The sequence below is a fragment of the Chryseobacterium sp. genome, from assembly GCF_008831505.1.
Taxonomy (GTDB): domain Bacteria; phylum Bacteroidota; class Bacteroidia; order Flavobacteriales; family Weeksellaceae; genus Marnyiella.
The window spans coordinates 554788-573481 of sequence record NZ_CP044507.1; the positions used below are offsets into that span (position 1 = coordinate 554788).

17 protein-coding genes are annotated in these 18694 nt (G+C 43.9%); 8 read left to right on the forward strand and 9 right to left on the reverse strand.

Annotated features, from left to right (window positions below; genetic code table 11):
- Nucleotides 1-189 precede the first annotated feature (189 nt).
- The 3 genes from F7R58_RS02625 to F7R58_RS02635 form a co-directional block, all read right to left on the reverse strand.
- Complete coding sequence (locus F7R58_RS02625) at nt 190-1632, reverse strand: aminoacyl-histidine dipeptidase (protein ID WP_158063411.1); 1443 nt, start codon at nt 1630-1632, stop codon at nt 190-192.
- A gap of 54 nt (nt 1633-1686) precedes the next feature.
- The gene (locus F7R58_RS02630; RefSeq protein ID WP_158063412.1) at nt 1687-2034 is read right to left on the reverse strand and encodes a hypothetical protein; all 348 of its coding nucleotides are present in this window, start codon (nt 2032-2034) and stop codon (nt 1687-1689) included.
- Nucleotides 2035-2327: 293 nt separating this feature from the next.
- Nucleotides 2328-2930, reverse strand: coding sequence for a hypothetical protein (locus tag F7R58_RS02635; RefSeq protein WP_158063413.1), 603 nt, complete (start codon nt 2928-2930; stop codon nt 2328-2330).
- A 77-nt stretch (nt 2931-3007) separates the two neighbouring features.
- Here F7R58_RS02635 and recR point away from each other — a divergent pair, with 77 nt between their 5' ends.
- Genes recR through F7R58_RS02650 form a run of 3 tightly spaced genes read left to right on the forward strand, consistent with a single transcriptional unit; the run spans nt 3008 to nt 5325 of the window.
- Entirely contained in the window at nt 3008-3619 is a 612-nt protein-coding gene (recR, locus tag F7R58_RS02640) for a recombination mediator RecR (RefSeq protein WP_158063414.1), read from the forward strand.
- Nucleotides 3561-4463 carry a glycosyltransferase family 2 protein gene (locus F7R58_RS02645; protein ID WP_187695251.1) on the forward strand — a complete coding sequence of 301 codons (903 nt, stop codon included), beginning with the start codon at nt 3561-3563 and terminating at the stop codon, nt 4461-4463. The genes recR and F7R58_RS02645 overlap by 59 nt, the downstream gene beginning before the upstream one ends.
- 10 nt (nt 4464-4473) lie before the next feature.
- Nucleotides 4474-5325, forward strand: coding sequence for a glycosyltransferase family 2 protein (locus F7R58_RS02650; protein ID WP_158063416.1), 852 nt, complete (start codon nt 4474-4476; stop codon nt 5323-5325).
- A 41-nt stretch (nt 5326-5366) separates the two neighbouring features.
- Here the strand turns inward: F7R58_RS02650 and secG are convergent, their stop codons facing one another.
- From secG to hutH, 4 genes are all read right to left on the reverse strand, one after another.
- Nucleotides 5367-5702: a preprotein translocase subunit SecG gene (secG, locus tag F7R58_RS02655; protein WP_158063417.1), complete on the reverse strand. Its 336-nt coding sequence runs from the start codon at nt 5700-5702 to the stop codon at nt 5367-5369.
- A gap of 153 nt (nt 5703-5855) precedes the next feature.
- Nucleotides 5856-7889 carry a M16 family metallopeptidase gene (locus F7R58_RS02660; protein ID WP_158063418.1) on the reverse strand — a complete coding sequence of 678 codons (2034 nt, stop codon included), beginning with the start codon at nt 7887-7889 and terminating at the stop codon, nt 5856-5858.
- 44 nt (nt 7890-7933) lie between these two features.
- On the reverse strand, nt 7934-9247 hold the full coding sequence (locus F7R58_RS02665) for a M16 family metallopeptidase (RefSeq protein ID WP_158063419.1): 1314 nt from the start codon (nt 9245-9247) through the stop codon (nt 7934-7936).
- 74 nt (nt 9248-9321) lie between these two features.
- Nucleotides 9322-10809, reverse strand: a complete 1488-nt coding sequence (gene hutH / locus F7R58_RS02670; protein ID WP_158063420.1) for a histidine ammonia-lyase — start codon at nt 10807-10809, stop codon at nt 9322-9324.
- 80 nt (nt 10810-10889) lie between these two features.
- Between hutH and uvrC the strand changes: the two genes are divergently transcribed.
- The 5 genes from uvrC to F7R58_RS02695 all read left to right on the forward strand — a co-directional run bounded on the left by uvrC (nt 10890) and on the right by F7R58_RS02695 (nt 17362).
- A complete protein-coding gene (gene uvrC / locus F7R58_RS02675; RefSeq protein WP_158065355.1) occupies nt 10890-12704 on the forward strand; it encodes an excinuclease ABC subunit UvrC in 1815 nt (604 codons plus the stop codon).
- Between the two features lie 353 nt (nt 12705-13057).
- On the forward strand, nt 13058-13492 hold the full coding sequence (locus F7R58_RS02680) for a cold shock domain-containing protein (RefSeq protein WP_158063421.1): 435 nt from the start codon (nt 13058-13060) through the stop codon (nt 13490-13492).
- A gap of 28 nt (nt 13493-13520) precedes the next feature.
- Nucleotides 13521-13712, forward strand: coding sequence for a cold-shock protein (locus F7R58_RS02685; RefSeq protein ID WP_158063422.1), 192 nt, complete (start codon nt 13521-13523; stop codon nt 13710-13712).
- Between the two features lie 201 nt (nt 13713-13913).
- A complete protein-coding gene (locus F7R58_RS02690; protein WP_158063423.1) occupies nt 13914-16241 on the forward strand; it encodes an ATP-dependent helicase in 2328 nt (775 codons plus the stop codon).
- Nucleotides 16242-16570: 329 nt separating this feature from the next.
- A complete protein-coding gene (locus tag F7R58_RS02695; RefSeq protein WP_158063424.1) occupies nt 16571-17362 on the forward strand; it encodes a hypothetical protein in 792 nt (263 codons plus the stop codon).
- 129 nt (nt 17363-17491) lie between these two features.
- Here the strand turns inward: F7R58_RS02695 and F7R58_RS02700 are convergent, their stop codons facing one another.
- Complete coding sequence (locus tag F7R58_RS02700; protein WP_158063425.1) at nt 17492-17875, reverse strand: DUF3037 domain-containing protein; 384 nt, start codon at nt 17873-17875, stop codon at nt 17492-17494.
- Entirely contained in the window at nt 17862-18641 is a 780-nt protein-coding gene (locus tag F7R58_RS02705) for a HipA family kinase (protein WP_158063426.1), read from the reverse strand. Before F7R58_RS02705 ends, F7R58_RS02700 begins: the two co-directional genes overlap by 14 nt.
- Between the last annotated feature and the right edge of the window lie 53 nt (nt 18642-18694).

Genomic DNA, 18694 nt, shown 5'->3' on the forward strand with positions numbered 1-18694 from the left:
AGCGGTTTTTGATGTAAAATTATTAATCCTTTTTCTGAAAATGGCTTTTAAAATGCATTTTTTGAAATGTTACTTCCCGTGATTCTCTATTCATTCATGTTATTTCGCATAGTAAAATCATTAAATGCATGAAAAAAAATATCCAAAACACCTGCGCATTTTGGATATTGGAATTTATTGATTTTCAAATTATTTCTTCGGTGTTTCCTTCAGTATTTCTTTCAGGAAACTCCAGAATTTTTGGGCTGAAGGAATGTTGGCTCTTTCGTCCGGCGAGTGAGCCCCGCGGATGGTGGGTCCAAAACTTACCATCTCCATCTTTGGATAATTAGCGCCGATGATCCCGCATTCCAGTCCGGCATGACAGGCTACAACATGAGGCTTGCTGCCAAAATCCCTTTCATAAATGTTTTCCATCAGTTTCACGATGTCGGAACCGGGTTTTGGTTTCCAGCCGGGGTAGGAGCCACTGAATTCAACTTCCATTGCGGCAAGTTCAAAGACTGATTTCAGCTGCTCTGCAACAGCATATTTTGAAGATTCTACAGAAGAACGGGAAAGGTTTAAGATTTTGAGTTCACCGTTTTTAAGTTCCACCCGGGCTACGTTATTGGAGGTTTCTACCAGATCTGCCACATCGGGACTCATGCGGTATACACCATTGTGAGCCGACTTAAGCGCAAGGATTATCCTGCGGGAATCCTCCTGCGAAATCGCTTTTTCATTGCTTGAAAAGTTTTCAATGTTAATTTGAAGGTCTTTTTCTACACTTGCAAACTCCTCCAGGATGGCTTCCTTAAGTTCCGTAGCCTGCTCTATGAACTCTACGGAGTTGCGTACGGACAGTATGGCCATCGCCTCACGCGGAATAGCATTGCGAAGTCCACCGCCGTCTACACTGATAAGCTGGATGTTCTCGTTTGCAATACCTGTGTACAGAAGTCTGCCCAGGATAACATTGGCATTTCCGAATCCTTTATGAATATCCATACCGGAGTGGCCTCCCTGCAGTCCCTTGATTTCTATCTTTACGATCTGTCCTTTAGCCTCTTCCAGATTATATGTCTGTGAAGCAGTTACATCAATTCCGCCGGCACAGCCAATGTCGATTTCATCATCTTCCTCAGTATCGAGGTTCAGGAGGATTTCACCCTGCAAAGTTCCGGGTTTCAGGCCCATTGCACCGGTCATTCCGGTTTCTTCGTCTATCGTGAAAAGGGCTTCCAGTGCCGGGTGAGGAATGTCCCTGCTTTCCAGGACGGCCATTATTGCAGCCACACCAAGTCCGTTGTCGGCACCCAGGGTAGTTCCTTTGGCCTTCAGCCAGTCTCCGTCAACCTCCATTTCAATTCCCTGACTGTTAAAATCAAAATTAACATCGGAGTTTTTCTGATGCACCATATCCAGGTGGGACTGAAGCACCACAGTTTTGCGGTCTTCCATACCTGCAGTCGCGGGCTTTTTAATGATTACATTGCCAACTTCGTCTACAGTTGTTTCGAGTCCCAGCTTTTCGCCGAAATTCTTCATGAATTCAATAACACGCTCTTCTTTTTTGGATGGTCTTGGCACTGCATTCAGCGCAGCAAAGTTTTTCCAGACGGATTGCGGTTCTATTTGTGTAATGTCCATATGTAAAGTGTATTTTTAGAATCTAATGTTTTTAGGGTTATATAATGCAGTGCTTCAACAGCCGCATTCACCATAAACAGGTGTGGTAATGGTGCGGTTTTCTTTTTTAATTAAAACGGTAAGCTGCCCCGTAAACATCATGGTTTCATCCTGCTCACTGGTCTTTTTACCGCTCATGCTGATCCTGTACTCGGAATCCTCCAGCACTTTGCTGAAATTAGACGGGTCAAAATCGCCTTCTTCCATCGGAATCTTAATCATATGGCCGTCCAGTTTAATATAGGCATTGTTTCCATAGTCATCCACATATACATACTGCTCATTTTCATACTCCTTCTGATTCCTGGCAAAATAACAGGAGCAGCCTTCAACCTCCGCAGGCATTGGAAAACTCTGAAGCATCAATTTCGCTGGCGCTTCCGGCTCTGCAGGTTCTATTGATACAGTTGTTGTGGAGTCGGATGTTTGACTTATGGAATCACTGGTATATTCTTTTTTACAGGAATGAAATGTTATTAGGCTAAATAAACCGAGGAGAAATTGTTTTCTGATAATTGTCTTCATATTGTTCATTTGCAGTGGCACAAATATAGTAAATATGAGGAACTCCCTTGGGCACTGGCCCGAGGAAGATTGTTCACCTAACGCGGCTTAATGATAACAGTATTCCGGATCTTTTGTCAGGATGGCTGTAATTACCCTCGCTCCCTTTCCAAAAGTACCATCATTAAAAAACTGAGTACGACAAGGGTTTCATCTTCATCTGCAATATCGGTAAGGCGGGCCAGCTGGAATTTCCGCCCGAAAAGCGAAGGCATTTTCTTTAAGCGGAAATACGCGTTGCCGGCATTATCCCGAACGGTGTAGGAGGGGTTCAGGAAATAACCGGAAAGCATACCGATAAGCGGAATTTCGCCCACGATGCCGTCCAGAACTTTTATCCAGCCATTGTCTTCATTGATCTGGTACTTTGTTTGTCCGTTGCCAGCAGCAATGTCGTACTGTGATTTCCACAGTGAACGCATTCCTCTGCGGGAAAGGTTGCCGAACTGTTTTCCGGTTATCTGATCAGTAATGGCATAGGACGCATTGAAATCAATCCACTGGTTAGCTTTTATCCTGAAAAGTTCCTTAGTCCTGCTTTCGTCGCTGAAGACAATGACATCTTCTTTCAGTTTAAACATTTTCTGACGCACGTACGCTACATAGTTTCCGTTCCTGTCGGTAATGTTAAAATCACTGGAAAGTGTTGTGATCTTAAATTTGAAATCAAGGGGGTAGTTCAGGTTCTGCAGCATTCCGGTTTATTTTTGCATTAAAGATATTAAAAGAAGGCAGATTTGCACCCTGAGCTTATAAATTTTATTTTTGTTGAATGGAGTATCCCAGTAAAGTTTTGGCCAAAGCCGTAGAAGAGATTTCCGGACTTCCGGGAATCGGTAAGAAGTCGGCTCTGAGGCTTGCGCTGCATTTGCTACGGCAGCCTGAAAGTCAGGCTATTGTGTTGGGTGAATCTCTGCAAAAACTCGTTACGGAAATCAAGTATTGCCGGGAATGCCACAATTTTTCCGATGCGGAAGTTTGCGATATATGCTCCAATCCTAAGAGGAATGAGGAGGTGCTCTGTATTGTAGAAGATGTACGGGACGTAATGGCTATTGAGAATACCGGGAAGTTTAGAGGCAGATATCTTGTACTTGGCGGTAAGATTTCGCCAATGGAAGGTATAGGTCCCAGCCATCTCAATATAGCTGCCATACAGCGCAAACTGGAGAACGGTTCCGTTAAAGAATTGATTTTTGCACTTAGCGCTACTATGGAAGGAGACACGACCGCCTATTATATCTATAAAAAGTTTAAAGACCTCCAAGTGAATTTTTCGACTATTGCCCGCGGAATCTCGGTGGGCGATGAACTGGAGTATGCAGATGAAATATCACTCGGACGCTCTATTCAGAACAGAGTTCCTTACGACGAAAAAGATTAGCCGAAAAATTATTAAAGCAGTTTACGACGACAGGATGACGGTTTCGGTAATAATTCCCATGTACAATTCTGAACAGAGCATCATAAAATGCCTGGATTCGGTTAAGTCCCAAACCTGGGCGGGAAACTTTGAGATCATTATTGTAAATGACGGTTCGACGGACCAAAGTGCCGAAGTCGTTCTGGACTATATGGCTCAAAATCCTGATTTGGATATTACCCTTATTCATCAGCACAACCAGGGTGTGTCAAAAGCGCGGAATGTGGCAATGGAAAGATCGAAAGGTGAGTTTATTGCCCTTTTGGATGCAGATGATGAGTGGTTGCCGCAGAAAACGGAGAAGCAGATTAATACTTTTGAAAAGTACGCAACAGAGATTGATTTTCTGGCCTGTTTGAGAACAGGGCAGCGAATTCTGTTTCCTTATAAATTGGCGGAGGACAAGCTTGCCAAGATTTCCTTCAGGAAACTGATGATACGCAATGAAGCCCAGCCTTCTACCGTTATTATCCGAAGACGAGTACTGGAAAACACAGGACTTTTTGACCCAGAGCAACGCTATGCGGAAGACCTTAATTACTGGCTACGGATTTCGCAGAAAAATAAAATGTATATTTTGGCTGAAAATTTAGTGTTTGCGGGCAATGGTAAGAGAACGTTTGGCGTGTCGGGTCTCTCCGCCAATTTAACTGAAATGGAAAAGGGTTTTCAGAAAAACCTGTCGGAGATGTACCGTGCGGGCAGAATCGGGTCCTCTGAGCTTATTATTTACTCTACATTCTACAGCTTAAAATATGTGTTTCGGTTGTTCAGAAATTTATTTTATACATTGAAGGGCAAGTAAACGTCTATTAATGCAAATGGAACTTTCGGTAATCATAGTCAATTATAACGTCACCCAGCTGCTGGAGAAGTGCCTGCAGTCGCTGCACAGGTTTATCGGGAATGTTGCCTATGAGGTTATCGTCATCGATAATGCATCGCCGGACACATCCTGGAAAGAACTTCGAAACCGCTTTCCACAGGTTCACTTTATTTCATCCGCTACCAATATTGGTTTTTCGAAAGCTAATAACAGGGCAGTAACGGCGGCCAAGGGCGATTTTATACTGCTTTTGAATCCCGATACCGAACTGGAAGGATACTATATGCAGGAACTGTTAAGCTTTGCCCGGAAAAGAACAGATTTTGGCTGTCTGGGCGTCAGGATGCACGATGCTAAAGGAAATTATCTGCCTGAAAGCAAACGTGATGTTCCCAATATGGTTAATTCATTCCGAAAGCTTTATGTGTTTTCCGGAAATAAAAATTCCAGGTCCTATTACCGGAACGACATTGCGGAGGACACAATCGCTGAAGTGGAAATTCTTACGGGTGCTTTCCTGCTGATGAATAAAGAGGTCTACCTTCAGGTGGGCGGCCTGGATGAAAGATATTTTATGTATGGCGAAGATATCGATCTTTGTTACAGCGTGCTGCAGAAGGGATACCGCAACTGGTATTACGGCAAATATTCAATCCTGCACCACAAAGGGCAGAGTACAGTTAAGGATATTAAATACCTGCAGAGATTCTACGGTGCCATGCAGCTCTTTATTGAAAAGTATTACCGGAAAGACAAGCCCTTACAGTACCGTGTACTTCGGGTAGGCCTTATGTTACGCTATGCGCTCGAGAAAATGAAATTAAAAATAAAAGCGGTCTAGATAAATCTGACCGCTTTATATATTTATTTAAAGGAGCTTGCTTAGTTAGCTGCCGGAGTCTGTACCGGAGCCGGAGTATTCTGAGCCGGTGCTGATTGTGCAGGAGCTTCAGTTCTTGCTGGAACAGCCGTATTCACTTTAGGCTTGGCTGTAAGGATCACACTCAGCATGGAGATTACTACAATGGTAATTCCCAACGTCCAGGTTGCTTTTTCCATGAAATCGTTGGTACGCTGTACACCAAACTGAGCCGAAGATGCACCACCGAATGTAGATGAAAGACCGCCGCCTTTTGGATTTTGCGCCATGATGATGATCACCAGAAGAACACAGGCTATCATGATTAATACCATGAACAAAGTAAATATCGTACTCATTGAATTATAACAGTTTTAGAGTTGGCAAATTTAACTTTTTTTTAATGAACTGCAAAAATAACTGTGCACTATCTTGAGGTAATTGCAGTTTTGCACTCTGTTAATAAAAAAACGGTGGCATTTGCCACCGTTTCTTAGATCTTTCTTTCTGTCTTACTTGAAATCTGCGGCAGTTGCCTGATTAACCTGATAAGAGCTTACTTTAAAATCTACATCCATACCGCCAATGTTCTGGCTGAAGGAGTAAGGCATTTTCACACCCGCTACCTCCTTATAATCGCCCCAGGTCACAGGAATGGTCTGGCCACTCTGAGTTTTAACCTCACCGGTTTTAAGTCCGGTTTTGGTGCTGTAGTAATAAGTAGCGTTCTTGCCTTTTACTACATAAGCATCTTCACCGTTGTTTTTCTCAATTCCGGTAACCTTGAAATCGGAAGATTTTGCGAAGGTAAGTTCAGGGAAAAGTTCTGTTTCCTGAGCCATTTCAGCCGCAGTTTCTGCCGGAAGCGGCATTTTCTGACCCTGAGCCTCCATATATCCGGTTTTACCGTCAAAAACTATTTTTTGGAGTGTATTACCCATCATCTGAATATCCATAAGCGTCTTTCCGCCTTTACCCTGTATCAGTTTAAGCATCAGGTCCATACCCTGTACTTTTGCAGTGGCATTGGTTGTGATGAAGTTCACTTTCTGCACATTGGCAAGGCCTCCAATAGCTGCAATATATTTGTCAGCTACGGCTGCCGGAGTGATGCTGGCATCAGCCGCTTTTGCAACCGGTTTTGCCACCGGATTTGCCTGGCTGTCGTAATATTTTACAGGATAACCAAGTTTTTCCAGACCTTCGGAAATTTCTGCCACCTTACCGGCAATAAAAATTCTGGATTTGTTTGGAAGGATAGTAGCTTTCACCGCATTGGAAACATCAGCCGCCGTTACTCTGTCAATAGATTTCAGGTAATTGGTGTAAAAATCAGCCGGAAGGCTTTGTGTCCTGGTGTTCACCGCAAATCTGGCGATGGTCTCCGGTCTTTCAAGTGAACGGATAAAATCTCCTTTCAGTTTCGCTTTTGCATTGGCAAGTTCCTCAGGAGTTACCTTGGAAATAGCGTTAAGTTCATTCATGAATTCCTTCACTGCCTTGTCTGTAACTTCGTTACGAACGCTGGAAGATGCCGAGAACATTGGGGAATACTTGCTTGTAGAAAGGGAAGAGTATGCACCATAGGTAAAAGCATTTTTCTCACGTAGGTTCATGAAAAGTCTGGCCTCACCACCGCCACCCAGGATGTAGTTCGCAATGGCTGCGGCAAAATACCTGTTGTCGTTCATTTTCAGATCATGCAGGTTGTTCACGCTGATCACGGACTGTACTGCTGTAGGTACATCTACGATGTCAATCTGTGTGGCAGTAACATTCGTTGCGGGCTCCAGCGCTGCATATTTTGTATTTGACTTTTTCCAGCCGTTGAAATTCTTTTCAACCAGCTTTTTTACTTCGTCATATTTTACATCGCCAACGATTACGAGGTAAGCATTGTCTGGTGCATAATGTTTCTTGAAGGTGTTCTGCACGTCGGCCAATGTAACGGCTTTGATTGAAGCTTCTGTTTCAAACTCACCTCGGGAAGTGTTTTTTCCATAAATAACCGCATTGGAAACTCTGGAGGCAATTGCATCAGCACTTTTCTCCTCGGTCTTCAGGCCTTCAATCATTCTTTCCTTGGACTTCTCCACCTCTTCAGCCGAGAATTTTGGATTAATGATGGCATCAGACATCATTCCAAGTATTTCAGGGAAATATTTTGAGAGTGAGTTGGCAAAAGCACCTCCGGAAGAGAAGTTAAGGCTTGCTCCAAGATAATCTACTCTTTTGTTAAAGGCATCTTTACTCATTTTGGCAGTTCCTTCACCAATCTGGTCGGCCATGATCTGGCTTACACCTACGATGTTCCCTTCATAATAAGGAGGCCTGTCCATGGAAATGGTAGCGCTCACACGCGGCAGTTTGTTGTTTTCAACCACCATCACCGTAAGACCGTTTTTCAGTGTGAAAGTCTTGGGCTGGGCAATGTTGATTACCGGTGTTGGTCCGGCCACCGGCATTTTGTTGATATCTATTTTCTGGGCGCTCACCATTCCTGAAATAAGGAATGCAACCGCGATATATTTAAAGTTGAATTTCATAAGAATTTTAATTTTTGTTTGATTTCACCTCGTAAATTCTGCAATTACTTCGATTCAGGAACATAGTTCAAAATTACCCGCTGGTTAGGGCTCAGGTATTTCTTCGCTGCATTCATAATGTCCTGACGTGTAATTCCGCGGTAGATATCAATTTCTTTGTTGATAAGGTTGGTATCGCCCATCAGCATATAATTGTGCACCAGTGAATGTGCAATTCCCTGGATGGATGAGTTTGAGTTAACGAAGTTGTTTTCAAACTGATTCTGAAGTTTCTGGTAGTCCTCTTCAGAAATCATGGTAGTCTGCATTTTCTTAATCTCGGCATCGATATCCTTCTGAAGTACTTCTTTGGAAGTCGCCCCCATTGGGATTGCGAAGAAGCCGAAGATTCCGTAATCTTCCAGTCCCTGGCTGAATGCCTGAACTTGAAGTGCTTTTTTCTCCTCGTCTACGAGTTTCTTATAAAGTACGGAAGATTTACCTGCGCTCAGATAAGCGGAGACCATATTCAGGATATAAGCATCGCGCTCTTTGGCACCCGGAGTTCTGTAGGCGAAAACATAAGCGGGCAGCTGGATATTCTTATCCGTTACCGTCACTTCCTTCTGAGTCGTAATTGGATCTTCTTTCGCGTAGTTCTTAGGATAAACTGTTCCTTTTGGAATGCTTCCGTAATACTCCTGTATCCATTTTTTTGTCTGCTCCGGCTTAATGTCACCTGCAACAACTAAAACGGCATTATTGGGTACATAATATTTCTTATAGAAATTCTGGAATTCTTCCAGTTTTGCCGCGTTCAGGTCTTCCATGGAACCAATTGTGGTCCAGCGGTAAGGGTGCTTGGAGAAAAGGTTGGACTGAAGTGCTGTCATGATGTTACCATAAGGCTGGTTGTCCATACGCAGACGCTTCTCTTCCTTTACAACTTCACGCTGAGTGTCTACACCGATCTGGTTGATCACACCGCTTCTGAGTCTTTCGGCCTCCATCCACAAGCCAAGCTGCTCGTTATTTGAAGGGAAAGTTTCATAGTAATAAGTACGGTCGTTGCTGGTATTGGCATTGTTTGTTCCACCGTTTGAGGACACCACTTTGAACCACTCGCCACGCTTGATATTGGCTGTACCTTCAAAAAGGAGGTGCTCAAAAAAGTGCGCGAAACCGGATCTTCCCGGATCTTCATCCTTTGCACCTACATGGTACATTACACCCGTTGTAACCACTGGTGCCGTATTATCCTGATGAAGGATGACATGCAAGCCGTTTGGCAGCTTATACTCTTCGAACTTGATTTGCTGCGCATTTAGCATCATGCTCACAAAAGCAACTGCAGCAGCAGAAAGTATTCTTCTTTTCATGAAATTAATTTATTTAAATAAAATTAGTAATAATAACCCTCAAATTGTTACACCCAAAACCTATTTAAGGTGATTTAACTGACAATAAATTGGCGGTCACGGATCAGCTGTGCAATCTGCAGCATATCCTCGCCGATAAGCCTGTCGTCTTCAAGTTTGGCTACCTTTGAACGGAGAATGCTGTAGTTTTCTTCAATGACCGGGGAACAAACGGCGGGACGTCTGAATTCCAGACCCTGGGCGGCAAACATAAGTTCTACAGCAAGAATATTAACAAGATTGTCCAGAACCTGATTGAATTTGCGGCCTGAAATACTGCCCATGGAAACATGATCTTCCTGTCCTAGGCTGGTAGGAATACTGTCTGCCGATGCCGGAAAACATAGTGTCTTGTTTTCTGTAACCAGTGCGGCGGTGGTGTACTGCGGAATCATAAATCCTGAATTTAGGCCCGAACTTTCTGTGAGCAGTCTCGGTAAGCCAAATTTACCTTCCAGCAGCAAATAGCTACGGCGGTCGGAGATATTTCCAAGCTCGGCCGCGGCCAGTGTGGCATAATCCAGTGGTAGCGCCATAAGCTGCCCGTGGAAGTTTCCGCCCGAAATTGTTTCTTCGGCACTTAAAACGATAGGATTATCTGTAACAGAATTTAGTTCAGTCTCGGCGAGTTGTTTCAAATGTTCAAAAGCATTGCGGCTGGCGCCGTGCACCTGCGGGATGCAGCGGAAAGAGTAGGGATCCTGAACCCTGTCGCAGAATTCATGTGATTTCAGGTTGTCCGAATTTTCAAGCAATTTAACCATTCGTGCGGCTACCTTCTGGCTTCCCGCGAACGGGCGGATTTCATGCAGTTCCCTGCGGAAAGGGCTGGCAGATCCTCTGTAGGCTTCCAACGACATTGCGGCAGTAACATCGGCCAGATCAAGCAGGTATTCCATCTTCTCAAGACCTTTTATGGCATGTGCCAGGATGAACTGGGTACCGTTTATAAGACCAAGACCTTCTTTAGGCCCCAGTTTAAGTGGCCGTAATCCATGTCTGTTCAGTGCGTCGGCAGTTGGAACCGGCACTCCGTTTTCCCAAACCTGTCCCAGGCCTAATAGGGGCAGAACCATATGAGCAAGCGGCGCCAGGTCACCTGAGGCACCGACGGAACCCTGCTCCGGAACACACGGAATAAGGTCTTTTTCAAGCATCAGGATCATCCGTTCAATCACTTCCAGTGTAACGCCGGAAAAACCGCGGGAAAGTGCGTGTATCTTGGCGATCATCATAATGCGGGAAAGTTCCCTGTCAATAGGTTTGCCTACGCCCACCGCATGCGAGATAATCAGGTTATGCTGAAGCTGCGCGGTTTCTTCCTCGGAAATCTTTACATCGCAAAGCGGACCAAAACCCGTGTTTATGCCGTAAACGGTGCGGTTGGACTCTACAATTTCGCGCACATTCCGCTGGGACTGAAGTATTTGCTGCCGGGATTGATCGCTTAGCTGTGCCAGTGACGGATTTTTTGCTATTTCTAAAATTTGATGGAAAGTTAAAGTATCTGTTCCGTAGGTCATGAGTGATAAAATTTGGTCTTAAAAGTACGGTTTTTTGACGATAAGAAATGTTCTCTAAAGTTTTACCTATTTTTGAACCTGTGAATCCACAGCTCGAACTTCAGTTAAAAACCCTCTCCTCAGACCCCGGCGTTTACCGTTATTATGATAAAAACGGGCAGCTTCTTTATGTAGGCAAAGCCAAAAACCTGAAGAACCGCGTCCTCAGTTATTTCAATAAAAATCTGTCCGGTTACCGTACACGTATTATGGTAGGGAAAATCTTCCGCCTGGAAACCACAATCGTTCCCAGTGAGTATGACGCTTTGCTGCTGGAGAATAATCTGATTAAGGAGCATCAGCCGTTTTACAACGTCATGATGAAGGACGACAAAACCTATCCCTGGATTTGTATTAAAAACGAAGATTTTCCAAGGATTTTTATGACGCGAACCATGATTAAGGACGGTTCCGAGTATTACGGACCTTTTGCCAAAGTAAGACCTGCGCGCGTTCTGCTGGATACTGTGCGAAGCATTTACAAACTGCGGAGCTGTAACCTGAACCTGGCGCCACCCAAAATTGCCGAAGGCAAGTACAAGGTTTGTCTGGAATACCATATCAAAAACTGCAAAGGTCCCTGCGAAATGCTGGAGTCCAAAGAGGCTTACGATAAAAAAATAGATGCCATCCGCGGTATCATTAAAGGAGATTTCCGCCAGGCACGTAATTATCTTGTGGATGAAATGCAGGCCTACGCCGAAAATCTGGAATTCGAAAATGCCCAGATGGTGAAGGAGAGACTGGATTTGCTGGAAAGTTATCAGTCCAAACACACGGTGGTAAACCCCAATATTAATGACGTGGATGTTTTCGGCATGACCAGCGATGAAACGGCGGCTTATGTGAATTACTTCAAGATACAGAACGGAAGCATTATCCAGAGTTACACTATTGAAATCAAGAAGGTAATTGAGGAATCGGACGAGGATATCCTGGAGCAGGCACTTGTGGAGATACGGCAGAAATTCAACTCAGACAGTGTGGAGATCCTGCTGCCGTTCCATCTTAATTTTGAGATTCCCGGCGTAAAACTGATTGTTCCCAAAGTGGGAGATAAGAAACGGATAGTGGAACTCTCCGAGAAAAATGCAAAGGAATACCGCATCGAGAAACTGAAGCAGGTTCAGATCGTTGATCCCGAAAGGCATACCAACCGCATTATGGCCGAGATGCAGAAGCTCCTGCGAATGCCGGAAGAACCACGCCATATTGAAGGTTTCGATAATTCCAATATTCAGGGAACCAATCCAGTGTCATCCTGTGTAGTGTTCAAAAACGGCAAACCCAGTAAAGCGGATTACCGCATATTCCATGTAAAATCGGTGGAAGGGCCCAATGACTTTGCAAGTATGGAAGAGGTGATTTACCGCCGCTACCGCCGTTTGCTGGAGGAAAACGAGCCATTGCCGCAGCTTATATTAATAGATGGTGGCAAAGGACAGCTTTCATCCGCCGTAAAAAGCCTTAAACTTTTGGGGCTTTACGGGAAGATAACAGTCATTGGAATCGCCAAGCGGCTGGAAGAGATTTTTTTTCCGGAAGATTCCATCCCGCTTTACCTGGATAAGAAATCGGAAACACTTAAAATTCTCCAGCGGGTTCGTGACGAGGCGCACCGCTTCGGCCTGAAGCACCACCGTACAAGGCGTAAAAATTCAACCATAAAAAGTGAACTGGAAGAAATTCCCGGAATTGGAGATAAGGCAATTGAATTACTTTTCTCCAAACTGAAATCGGTAAAGCGCATTAAGGAAGCACCGCTGGAAACGCTGGAAGAAATTTTGGGGCGGTCCAAAGGAGGCATTGTATGGAAATATTTTAATCCGGAGGGGCAACGCGGTGACGGTCTGTAACCTGATTTTTTTTTAGACTTTTTCATTTTCGCAAAATTTGCCATGCTTTTTTATGGATTTTTTGCAGAAACTTTTGAAAATATTATTTGCAATAAAAAAAATTGTATATTTGCACCACAATTAGAACGGGTCACAGCCTTTGCTTCTTCTGTTGCAGTCTAGAATTACCATTTTTTTCTCTCAGTTTTCGCACCAACCGCCGCCGTTTTTTAGCCATATTTCCATTGATTGATTTTGTTCAGTCTCCGTAATCAGTTAAAAAAATCCGTTTTAATTATATTTGAAAACGCGATCCGTAAAACAGTGTAACGGAAAAAGGACAATTTTAAAACAATAATATACGATTATCATTTATGGCAGATTCTTTCTCAAAAAAAGAAAATTTCAAGAAAAAACTTCAGAAAGCAAAAGAAAAAGCGCAGAAGCGTGAGGAACGCAAGACCAATAACAATAAAGGAAAAAGTCTGGACGATATGTTGCTGTACGTAGATGCCAATGGGCAGCTTACGGACGTAAGGCCGGAAGACCAGGAAAAAATAGAGATTAACGCAGAGGATATCCAGTTAGGGGCTGCACCTATTGAAGCTGAAGAGCTTGTAAAAACGGGAATCGTAACCTTCCTTAGTGACAAGGGTTATGGCTTCATTACAGAAAACAGTACCAAGGACAATATCTTCTTCCACGAAAATAACTGTGCACACCAGGTAAAGAAGGGAAATAAAGTTTCCTTCGAAAAAGAAAGATCTCCAAAAGGTTTTTCTGCGGTAAACATTCAGATCATAAAATAGAATACAATAATTTTTTAATATCAATACCATGCAAGAAGGCACAGTAAAATTTTTCAACGAAACCAAAGGTTTCGGATTCATTACTCCATCAAACGGCGGAGAAGATATCTTTGTACATACAACCGGACTGGTAGACAGAATCCGCGAGAATGACAGAGTTACTTTTGATGTAAAGCAGGGAAATAAAGGAATGAACGCAGTAAATGTTAAATTGGCATAAGCTGTTTTTATCATCATACTCTAAATAAAGCTCCGCAAGGAGCTTTATTTTTTTTGCCTGAATTTTCCTGCTACGCAACCGGTGATCATAGATTCAATTTTTTTATAATGGCACTGTTGTAACCTAACCGACGGTTTTTTCTATAAATATCAGGCATAAAATTTTCCGTAAATTTGTGTCCCTCAAAAAGAGTATTGCCCCATGGATTATTTGAAAGGATTGAATGAAGCACAGTATGAAGCCGTTACCACCCTGGAAGGACCGCTTATGGTCCTTGCCGGCGCCGGTTCCGGTAAAACACGTGTGCTTACCATGCGTATTGCCCACCTGATCACCAATCTGGTGGATCCTTTCCATATCCTTGCCCTTACTTTTACCAACAAAGCCGCCAAGGAAATGAAGGAAAGGATCGCAAAAGTGGTGGGGCAGAGCGAAGCCCGTTCGCTTTGGATGGGTACTTTTCACTCCGTTTTTGCCAGAATCCTGCGCAGCGAAGCGCATTATCTGGGCTATCCTTCCAATTTCACCATATACGATTCCCAGGACTCGCTGAATGTGCTGAAAAAAGTGTTGAAAGATGCCAATATAGACGCCGACCTTTACAAACCCAAAAAGGTGATGGCGCGGATTTCCAATTACAAGAACAACCTCATTACCGTTAAAGCTTATTTTGGCAATCCGGAGCTCATTGAAAATGACGAGCGTGCCAATATGAAGCATATGGGTCTGATTTACCAGAAGTATGTGGAAGCATGTTTTAAAAATGGTGCTATGGATTTTGACGACCTTCTTTTAAGGACGAATGAATTACTCACCCGGTTTCCTGAAGTGCTAGCCAAATACCAGGACCGCTTCCGCTATATTTTGGTTGATGAGTATCAGGATACCAATCACTCTCAGTACCTTATTGTAAAAGCTTTGGCTTCCAAATTTGAGAATATCTGTGTGGTGGGAGATGATGCGCAGTCCATCTACTCCTTCCGTGGAGCCAACATCCACAACATCCTGAACTTCAAGAAAGATTACCCCGATGCGGTAACGGTTTCTCTGGAACAGAATTACCGATCCACGCAAAATATTGTGAATGCGGCCAATGTCGTAATCTCAAAGAACGTACAGCAGTTCAAGAAAAATGTATTCAGCGATAATGAAGAGGGTGAAAAGATCAAGGTGTACCGCTCGCTTTCAGATGCCGATGAAGCCAACTTTGTAGCCTCCAATATTTGGGAACTGCACAACACGCAGCAGCGAAAGTTTACGGATTTTGCGATCCTGTACCGTACCAACTCCCAGACCAGGGCTTTTGAAGATGCCCTCAGGCGTAAAAACATTCCTTACCGTGTCTATGGCGGACTGTCCTTTTACCAGCGTAAAGAGGTGAAGGACCTGGTAGCGTACCTTCGTTTGCTTATCAACGAAAATGACGGCGAGGCACTTTCGCGAATCATCAATTATCCCGCCCGTGGAATTGGTGAAACTACCCAGAATAAGCTTATTGTTTTTGCCGATTCACAGAATGTTTCCATCACAACTGTTCTGGGCAATCTTGGCATGTACGCGCCCTTGCTGGGACTTAATAACGGTATCCTGACCAAACTGGCAGATTTCTGGGCGATGATCCAGGCCTTTAAGGTCATGCTGAAGACCGAAAATGCATACACCGTAGCCATGGAAGTGGCCAAACGTACCGGGCTCATCAAATTCCTGAAAGATGACCAGACGCCGGAAGGTATTTCACGCCTGGAAAACGTGCAGGAACTCATGAACTCCATGCAGGGCTTCATTGAGGAGCAGCAGCAGCTGGAAGACGGTGATCCGTCTCTTTCCAATTTCCTGGAGAATATCGCGCTTTCGGCCGATACTCAAAACGATAAGAAGGAGGAAGGTGACCAGGTTTCACTTATGACCATTCACCTTTCCAAAGGACTGGAGTTTCCGGTGGTGCATTTGGTGGGACTGGAGGAAAACCTTTTCCCAAGCTTCATGAGTTCATCTACCCGTGAGGAGTTGGAAGAAGAGCGCCGCTTGTTTTATGTAGCACTTACGCGTGCGGAAAAACAGGCCTTTTTCTCTTATGCCGTTTCACGCTTCCAGTGGGGCAAGATTACGGATGCCGAACCTTCACGGTTCCTTAGTGAGATGGATACTTCGCATCTGGAATTCATCAATCCGGCCATTGAAAGCCGCTTTGTAAATCATTCCGGCTTGAAGTCGAGTATTTTTGATGATGAACCGGCAGCGCCCAGATTCTTCAAAAAGAAAGAAGAGAAAAAGACCATACAGCGGAGTGAACCGTTACCGCCCTCACAGAAACTTAAACCCGTAGCCACAGCCAGGATTATCAATCCGAGCGGCGCCTCATCTGAAAATATTGAAGTGGGCGACCAGGTGCGTCACGACCGTTTCGGTGTGGGCGAAGTGATCTTTCTGGACGGTACTGACCCGCAAAATATCAAGGCAAAAGTGAAATTCCAGCACGAAGGCGAGAAAAACCTTATACTGAAATTTGCGAAACTGACGAAGATTTAGGAGAAGTTGGAAGAAGGAAACTGAAGGATTAAAACAGTTGCATTCTGAGTTTGTATTGCGGGAATGGAACACAGGCAGAATGACGCGGCGCCTCCGGAGATAAACTTACTAAGGGAACGCTTCTTCGCCATACTTCTTTATCGCAATTATGTTCTTGCTTAGTATTTTTTTTCTCCCGATTACTGTTTTAGTTTCCATCTGTGGGCTGTATTGGGTTAATATTTTCATTTTTTTTTGGTTAAATAATGTCCGGATGTAAATCTGAATGTATTTTTCATTAATTTTATTTCTTATTGAAGTAAACTTATTAACCATTAAAAACACAAATTATGTCCACATCTGTAGCAAAGGCGTATGCCAACACCGTGAGGAAAAATCAGAAAGTTTTATATGCCGTTTGGGAGCCCGGTTTACCGGTGGAGCTTGGTGATTATGGCACCATGAACGGGAATATCTTTGTTCCGCTGGGAAATATCAGGGAAATCGAAGCCCTGAAGCATTTTAAGATTACCACACGGAAGGATACTACGCAGGATGAGAAAACATTTACCTCTCAGAGAGGCGTAGAGTATAAGCTGATACCCAAAGCCAGCGCTTCGGTTCAGGGTATTCCGGTGAAGGCATCCATAGAATTTAATTTTTCAGAGGAGAATGCCGTATTTTTCAATGCCGCCGGCTGCGTTTTCGAGATGATTGAAAACAAACATCAGCTCGGACAGAAAATTAAGGAAATCCATGAGGCTGACAGGAGTATATGGAAGAAGGATTTCGTCCTGGTTACCTCTGTGGTGCATGCAAAACGTGCGCTTATTTTGGTTTCCACCTCCAGTGATTTTGCCATCGGTTTTGAAGCTGCGGGTGAGGTTCCGGCAATCGATTTAGCAAGTGCGTCACTTAATCTGAATCTTAAATTTCAGAAATCGAGCGGCTACAAGGTGAATGCAGAAGAAGGCCTGATTCCCCTTATCGGACTCGGTAAAATTCAGCGGAAAACCATATTTCATAAGGAAGATTTCGGGGCTTTATCGGACTCAGTTAAGAGCGCTGCATCATCCAAAGAAAAGGAATATGAAATTGTTTTCGACGATTATACGGCTGATAAGGAATCGGATGAGGATTGATCTCAGGTCTGGATAATTACCGTAATCAGTTTTTCTGTATATTTAATAATCAGAGCAGGCGGAGTTGCAATATCAATAATTCTCAGGAATCTGTTAGGATTGTTTCTCCGTTTGCTTTATGCAATTTCCTTACTTCACCAGTTCATTAAACAACCTCTCGAAAGTCTTATCCAAATCCTTTGTTTTCCCGGGGTGCGGGCGCGACGTTTGGATAACCGAACTGCGCACTGCTGTAAGCCAGCGGAAACGCTCGGGGATGTCGAAGGCTGCGATTTCACCACCGGCTTTATCGCCGTTTGCTACGTGGCGGAAATTTTCAAGGTTTTGCAGTATGGCCTCCTTATCCATTTCACATTTCATCAGCTCAAATTTTTCCGCACAAAGATGAAAGTCCACACGGATGTACTTTTCTCTTTTCGAAAACATCACCAAACCGATATTGAAGAACTCTTCGCGCTCCACTTTCGGTACCAGACGGATTACAGCGTATTCGTAAATTTTAACCTCTTGCATTTTGGGCTTCTTTTACAAAGTTAGCAGAGTTCTCCAGCCTGGTTTTCATGAAAGTAAAATATACTTCCCGGATCTGTTCAGGCGTTTCGTCGGTATCTTTCCACTGCAGCCAGTCATCAGGAATAAGTTCCACAATTTGGCGCAGCATTTCAGTATTCAGTACAGTTTTTGCAAAAGCATCCGCTTCGTCCAGCATCGTAGCTTGTGAAAGCAGTACATGGTCCTTCACGTAAGCAAAAGGACTTAAAGCAAGCTTTTCGAAATTCATCCATGAATGGTGGAAATAAAAGGAAGCACCGTTGTCGATGACCCACAGCTCTTTATTCCACATCAGAAGGTTGGTGTTTTTGTGAGTGCGGTCTATATTGGTGATAAATGCGTCGAGCCAGACAATTTTTGAAGCCAGCAGCGGATCCACTTTTACAGAAGCGTCATAAGCAATGGCTCCAGAAAGAAAGTGCAGTGCAAGATTAACACCTTCAGAAAACTTCAGTAAATCATGGATTTCTTCATCGGCTTCTGTACGACCAAAGTCCACATCCAGGTTAGCGAACACCAACTCAGGAATCTTCAGACCCAGAACTTCAGCGATCTTGCCGCCCAAAAGTTCGGAAATCAGCATTTTTACGCCGTGTCCTCCGCCCCTGAACTTGAGTACATATTTAAAATCGTCATCGGCTTCTGCCAGGGCCGGCAGTGAGCCGCCTTCCCGAAGTGGAAGGATGTAGCGCATCACAGTAACCGTCCGTAAAGATAAATCCCGCATAGATTACAAATTAACGCTAAAAGCGCGAAATAAAAAAGTTGCCCAAAAAGAGC

Bases quoted from the DNA above. Each gene is read 5' to 3' on its own strand.
- F7R58_RS02625 (WP_158063411.1), bottom strand. From the start codon at position 1,632: ATGGACATTACACAAATAGAACCGCAATCCGTCTGGAAAAACTTTGCT.
- F7R58_RS02630 (WP_158063412.1), bottom strand. From the start codon at position 2,034: ATGCTTCAGAGTTTTCCAATGCCTGCGGAGGTTGAAGGCTGCTCCTGT.
- F7R58_RS02635 (WP_158063413.1), bottom strand. From the start codon at position 2,930: ATGCTGCAGAACCTGAACTACCCCCTTGATTTCAAATTTAAGATCACA.
- recR (WP_158063414.1), top strand. From the start codon at position 3,008: ATGGAGTATCCCAGTAAAGTTTTGGCCAAAGCCGTAGAAGAGATTTCC.
- F7R58_RS02645 (WP_187695251.1), top strand. From the start codon at position 3,561: ATGAAATATCACTCGGACGCTCTATTCAGAACAGAGTTCCTTACGACG.
- F7R58_RS02650 (WP_158063416.1), top strand. From the start codon at position 4,474: ATGCAAATGGAACTTTCGGTAATCATAGTCAATTATAACGTCACCCAG.
- secG (WP_158063417.1), bottom strand. From the start codon at position 5,702: ATGAGTACGATATTTACTTTGTTCATGGTATTAATCATGATAGCCTGT.
- F7R58_RS02660 (WP_158063418.1), bottom strand. From the start codon at position 7,889: ATGAAATTCAACTTTAAATATATCGCGGTTGCATTCCTTATTTCAGGA.
- F7R58_RS02665 (WP_158063419.1), bottom strand. From the start codon at position 9,247: ATGAAAAGAAGAATACTTTCTGCTGCTGCAGTTGCTTTTGTGAGCATG.
- hutH (WP_158063420.1), bottom strand. From the start codon at position 10,809: ATGACCTACGGAACAGATACTTTAACTTTCCATCAAATTTTAGAAATA.
- F7R58_RS02680 (WP_158063421.1), top strand. From the start codon at position 13,058: ATGGCAGATTCTTTCTCAAAAAAAGAAAATTTCAAGAAAAAACTTCAG.
- F7R58_RS02685 (WP_158063422.1), top strand. From the start codon at position 13,521: ATGCAAGAAGGCACAGTAAAATTTTTCAACGAAACCAAAGGTTTCGGA.
- F7R58_RS02690 (WP_158063423.1), top strand. From the start codon at position 13,914: ATGGATTATTTGAAAGGATTGAATGAAGCACAGTATGAAGCCGTTACC.
- F7R58_RS02695 (WP_158063424.1), top strand. From the start codon at position 16,571: ATGTCCACATCTGTAGCAAAGGCGTATGCCAACACCGTGAGGAAAAAT.
- F7R58_RS02700 (WP_158063425.1), bottom strand. From the start codon at position 17,875: ATGCAAGAGGTTAAAATTTACGAATACGCTGTAATCCGTCTGGTACCG.
- F7R58_RS02705 (WP_158063426.1), bottom strand. From the start codon at position 18,641: ATGCGGGATTTATCTTTACGGACGGTTACTGTGATGCGCTACATCCTT.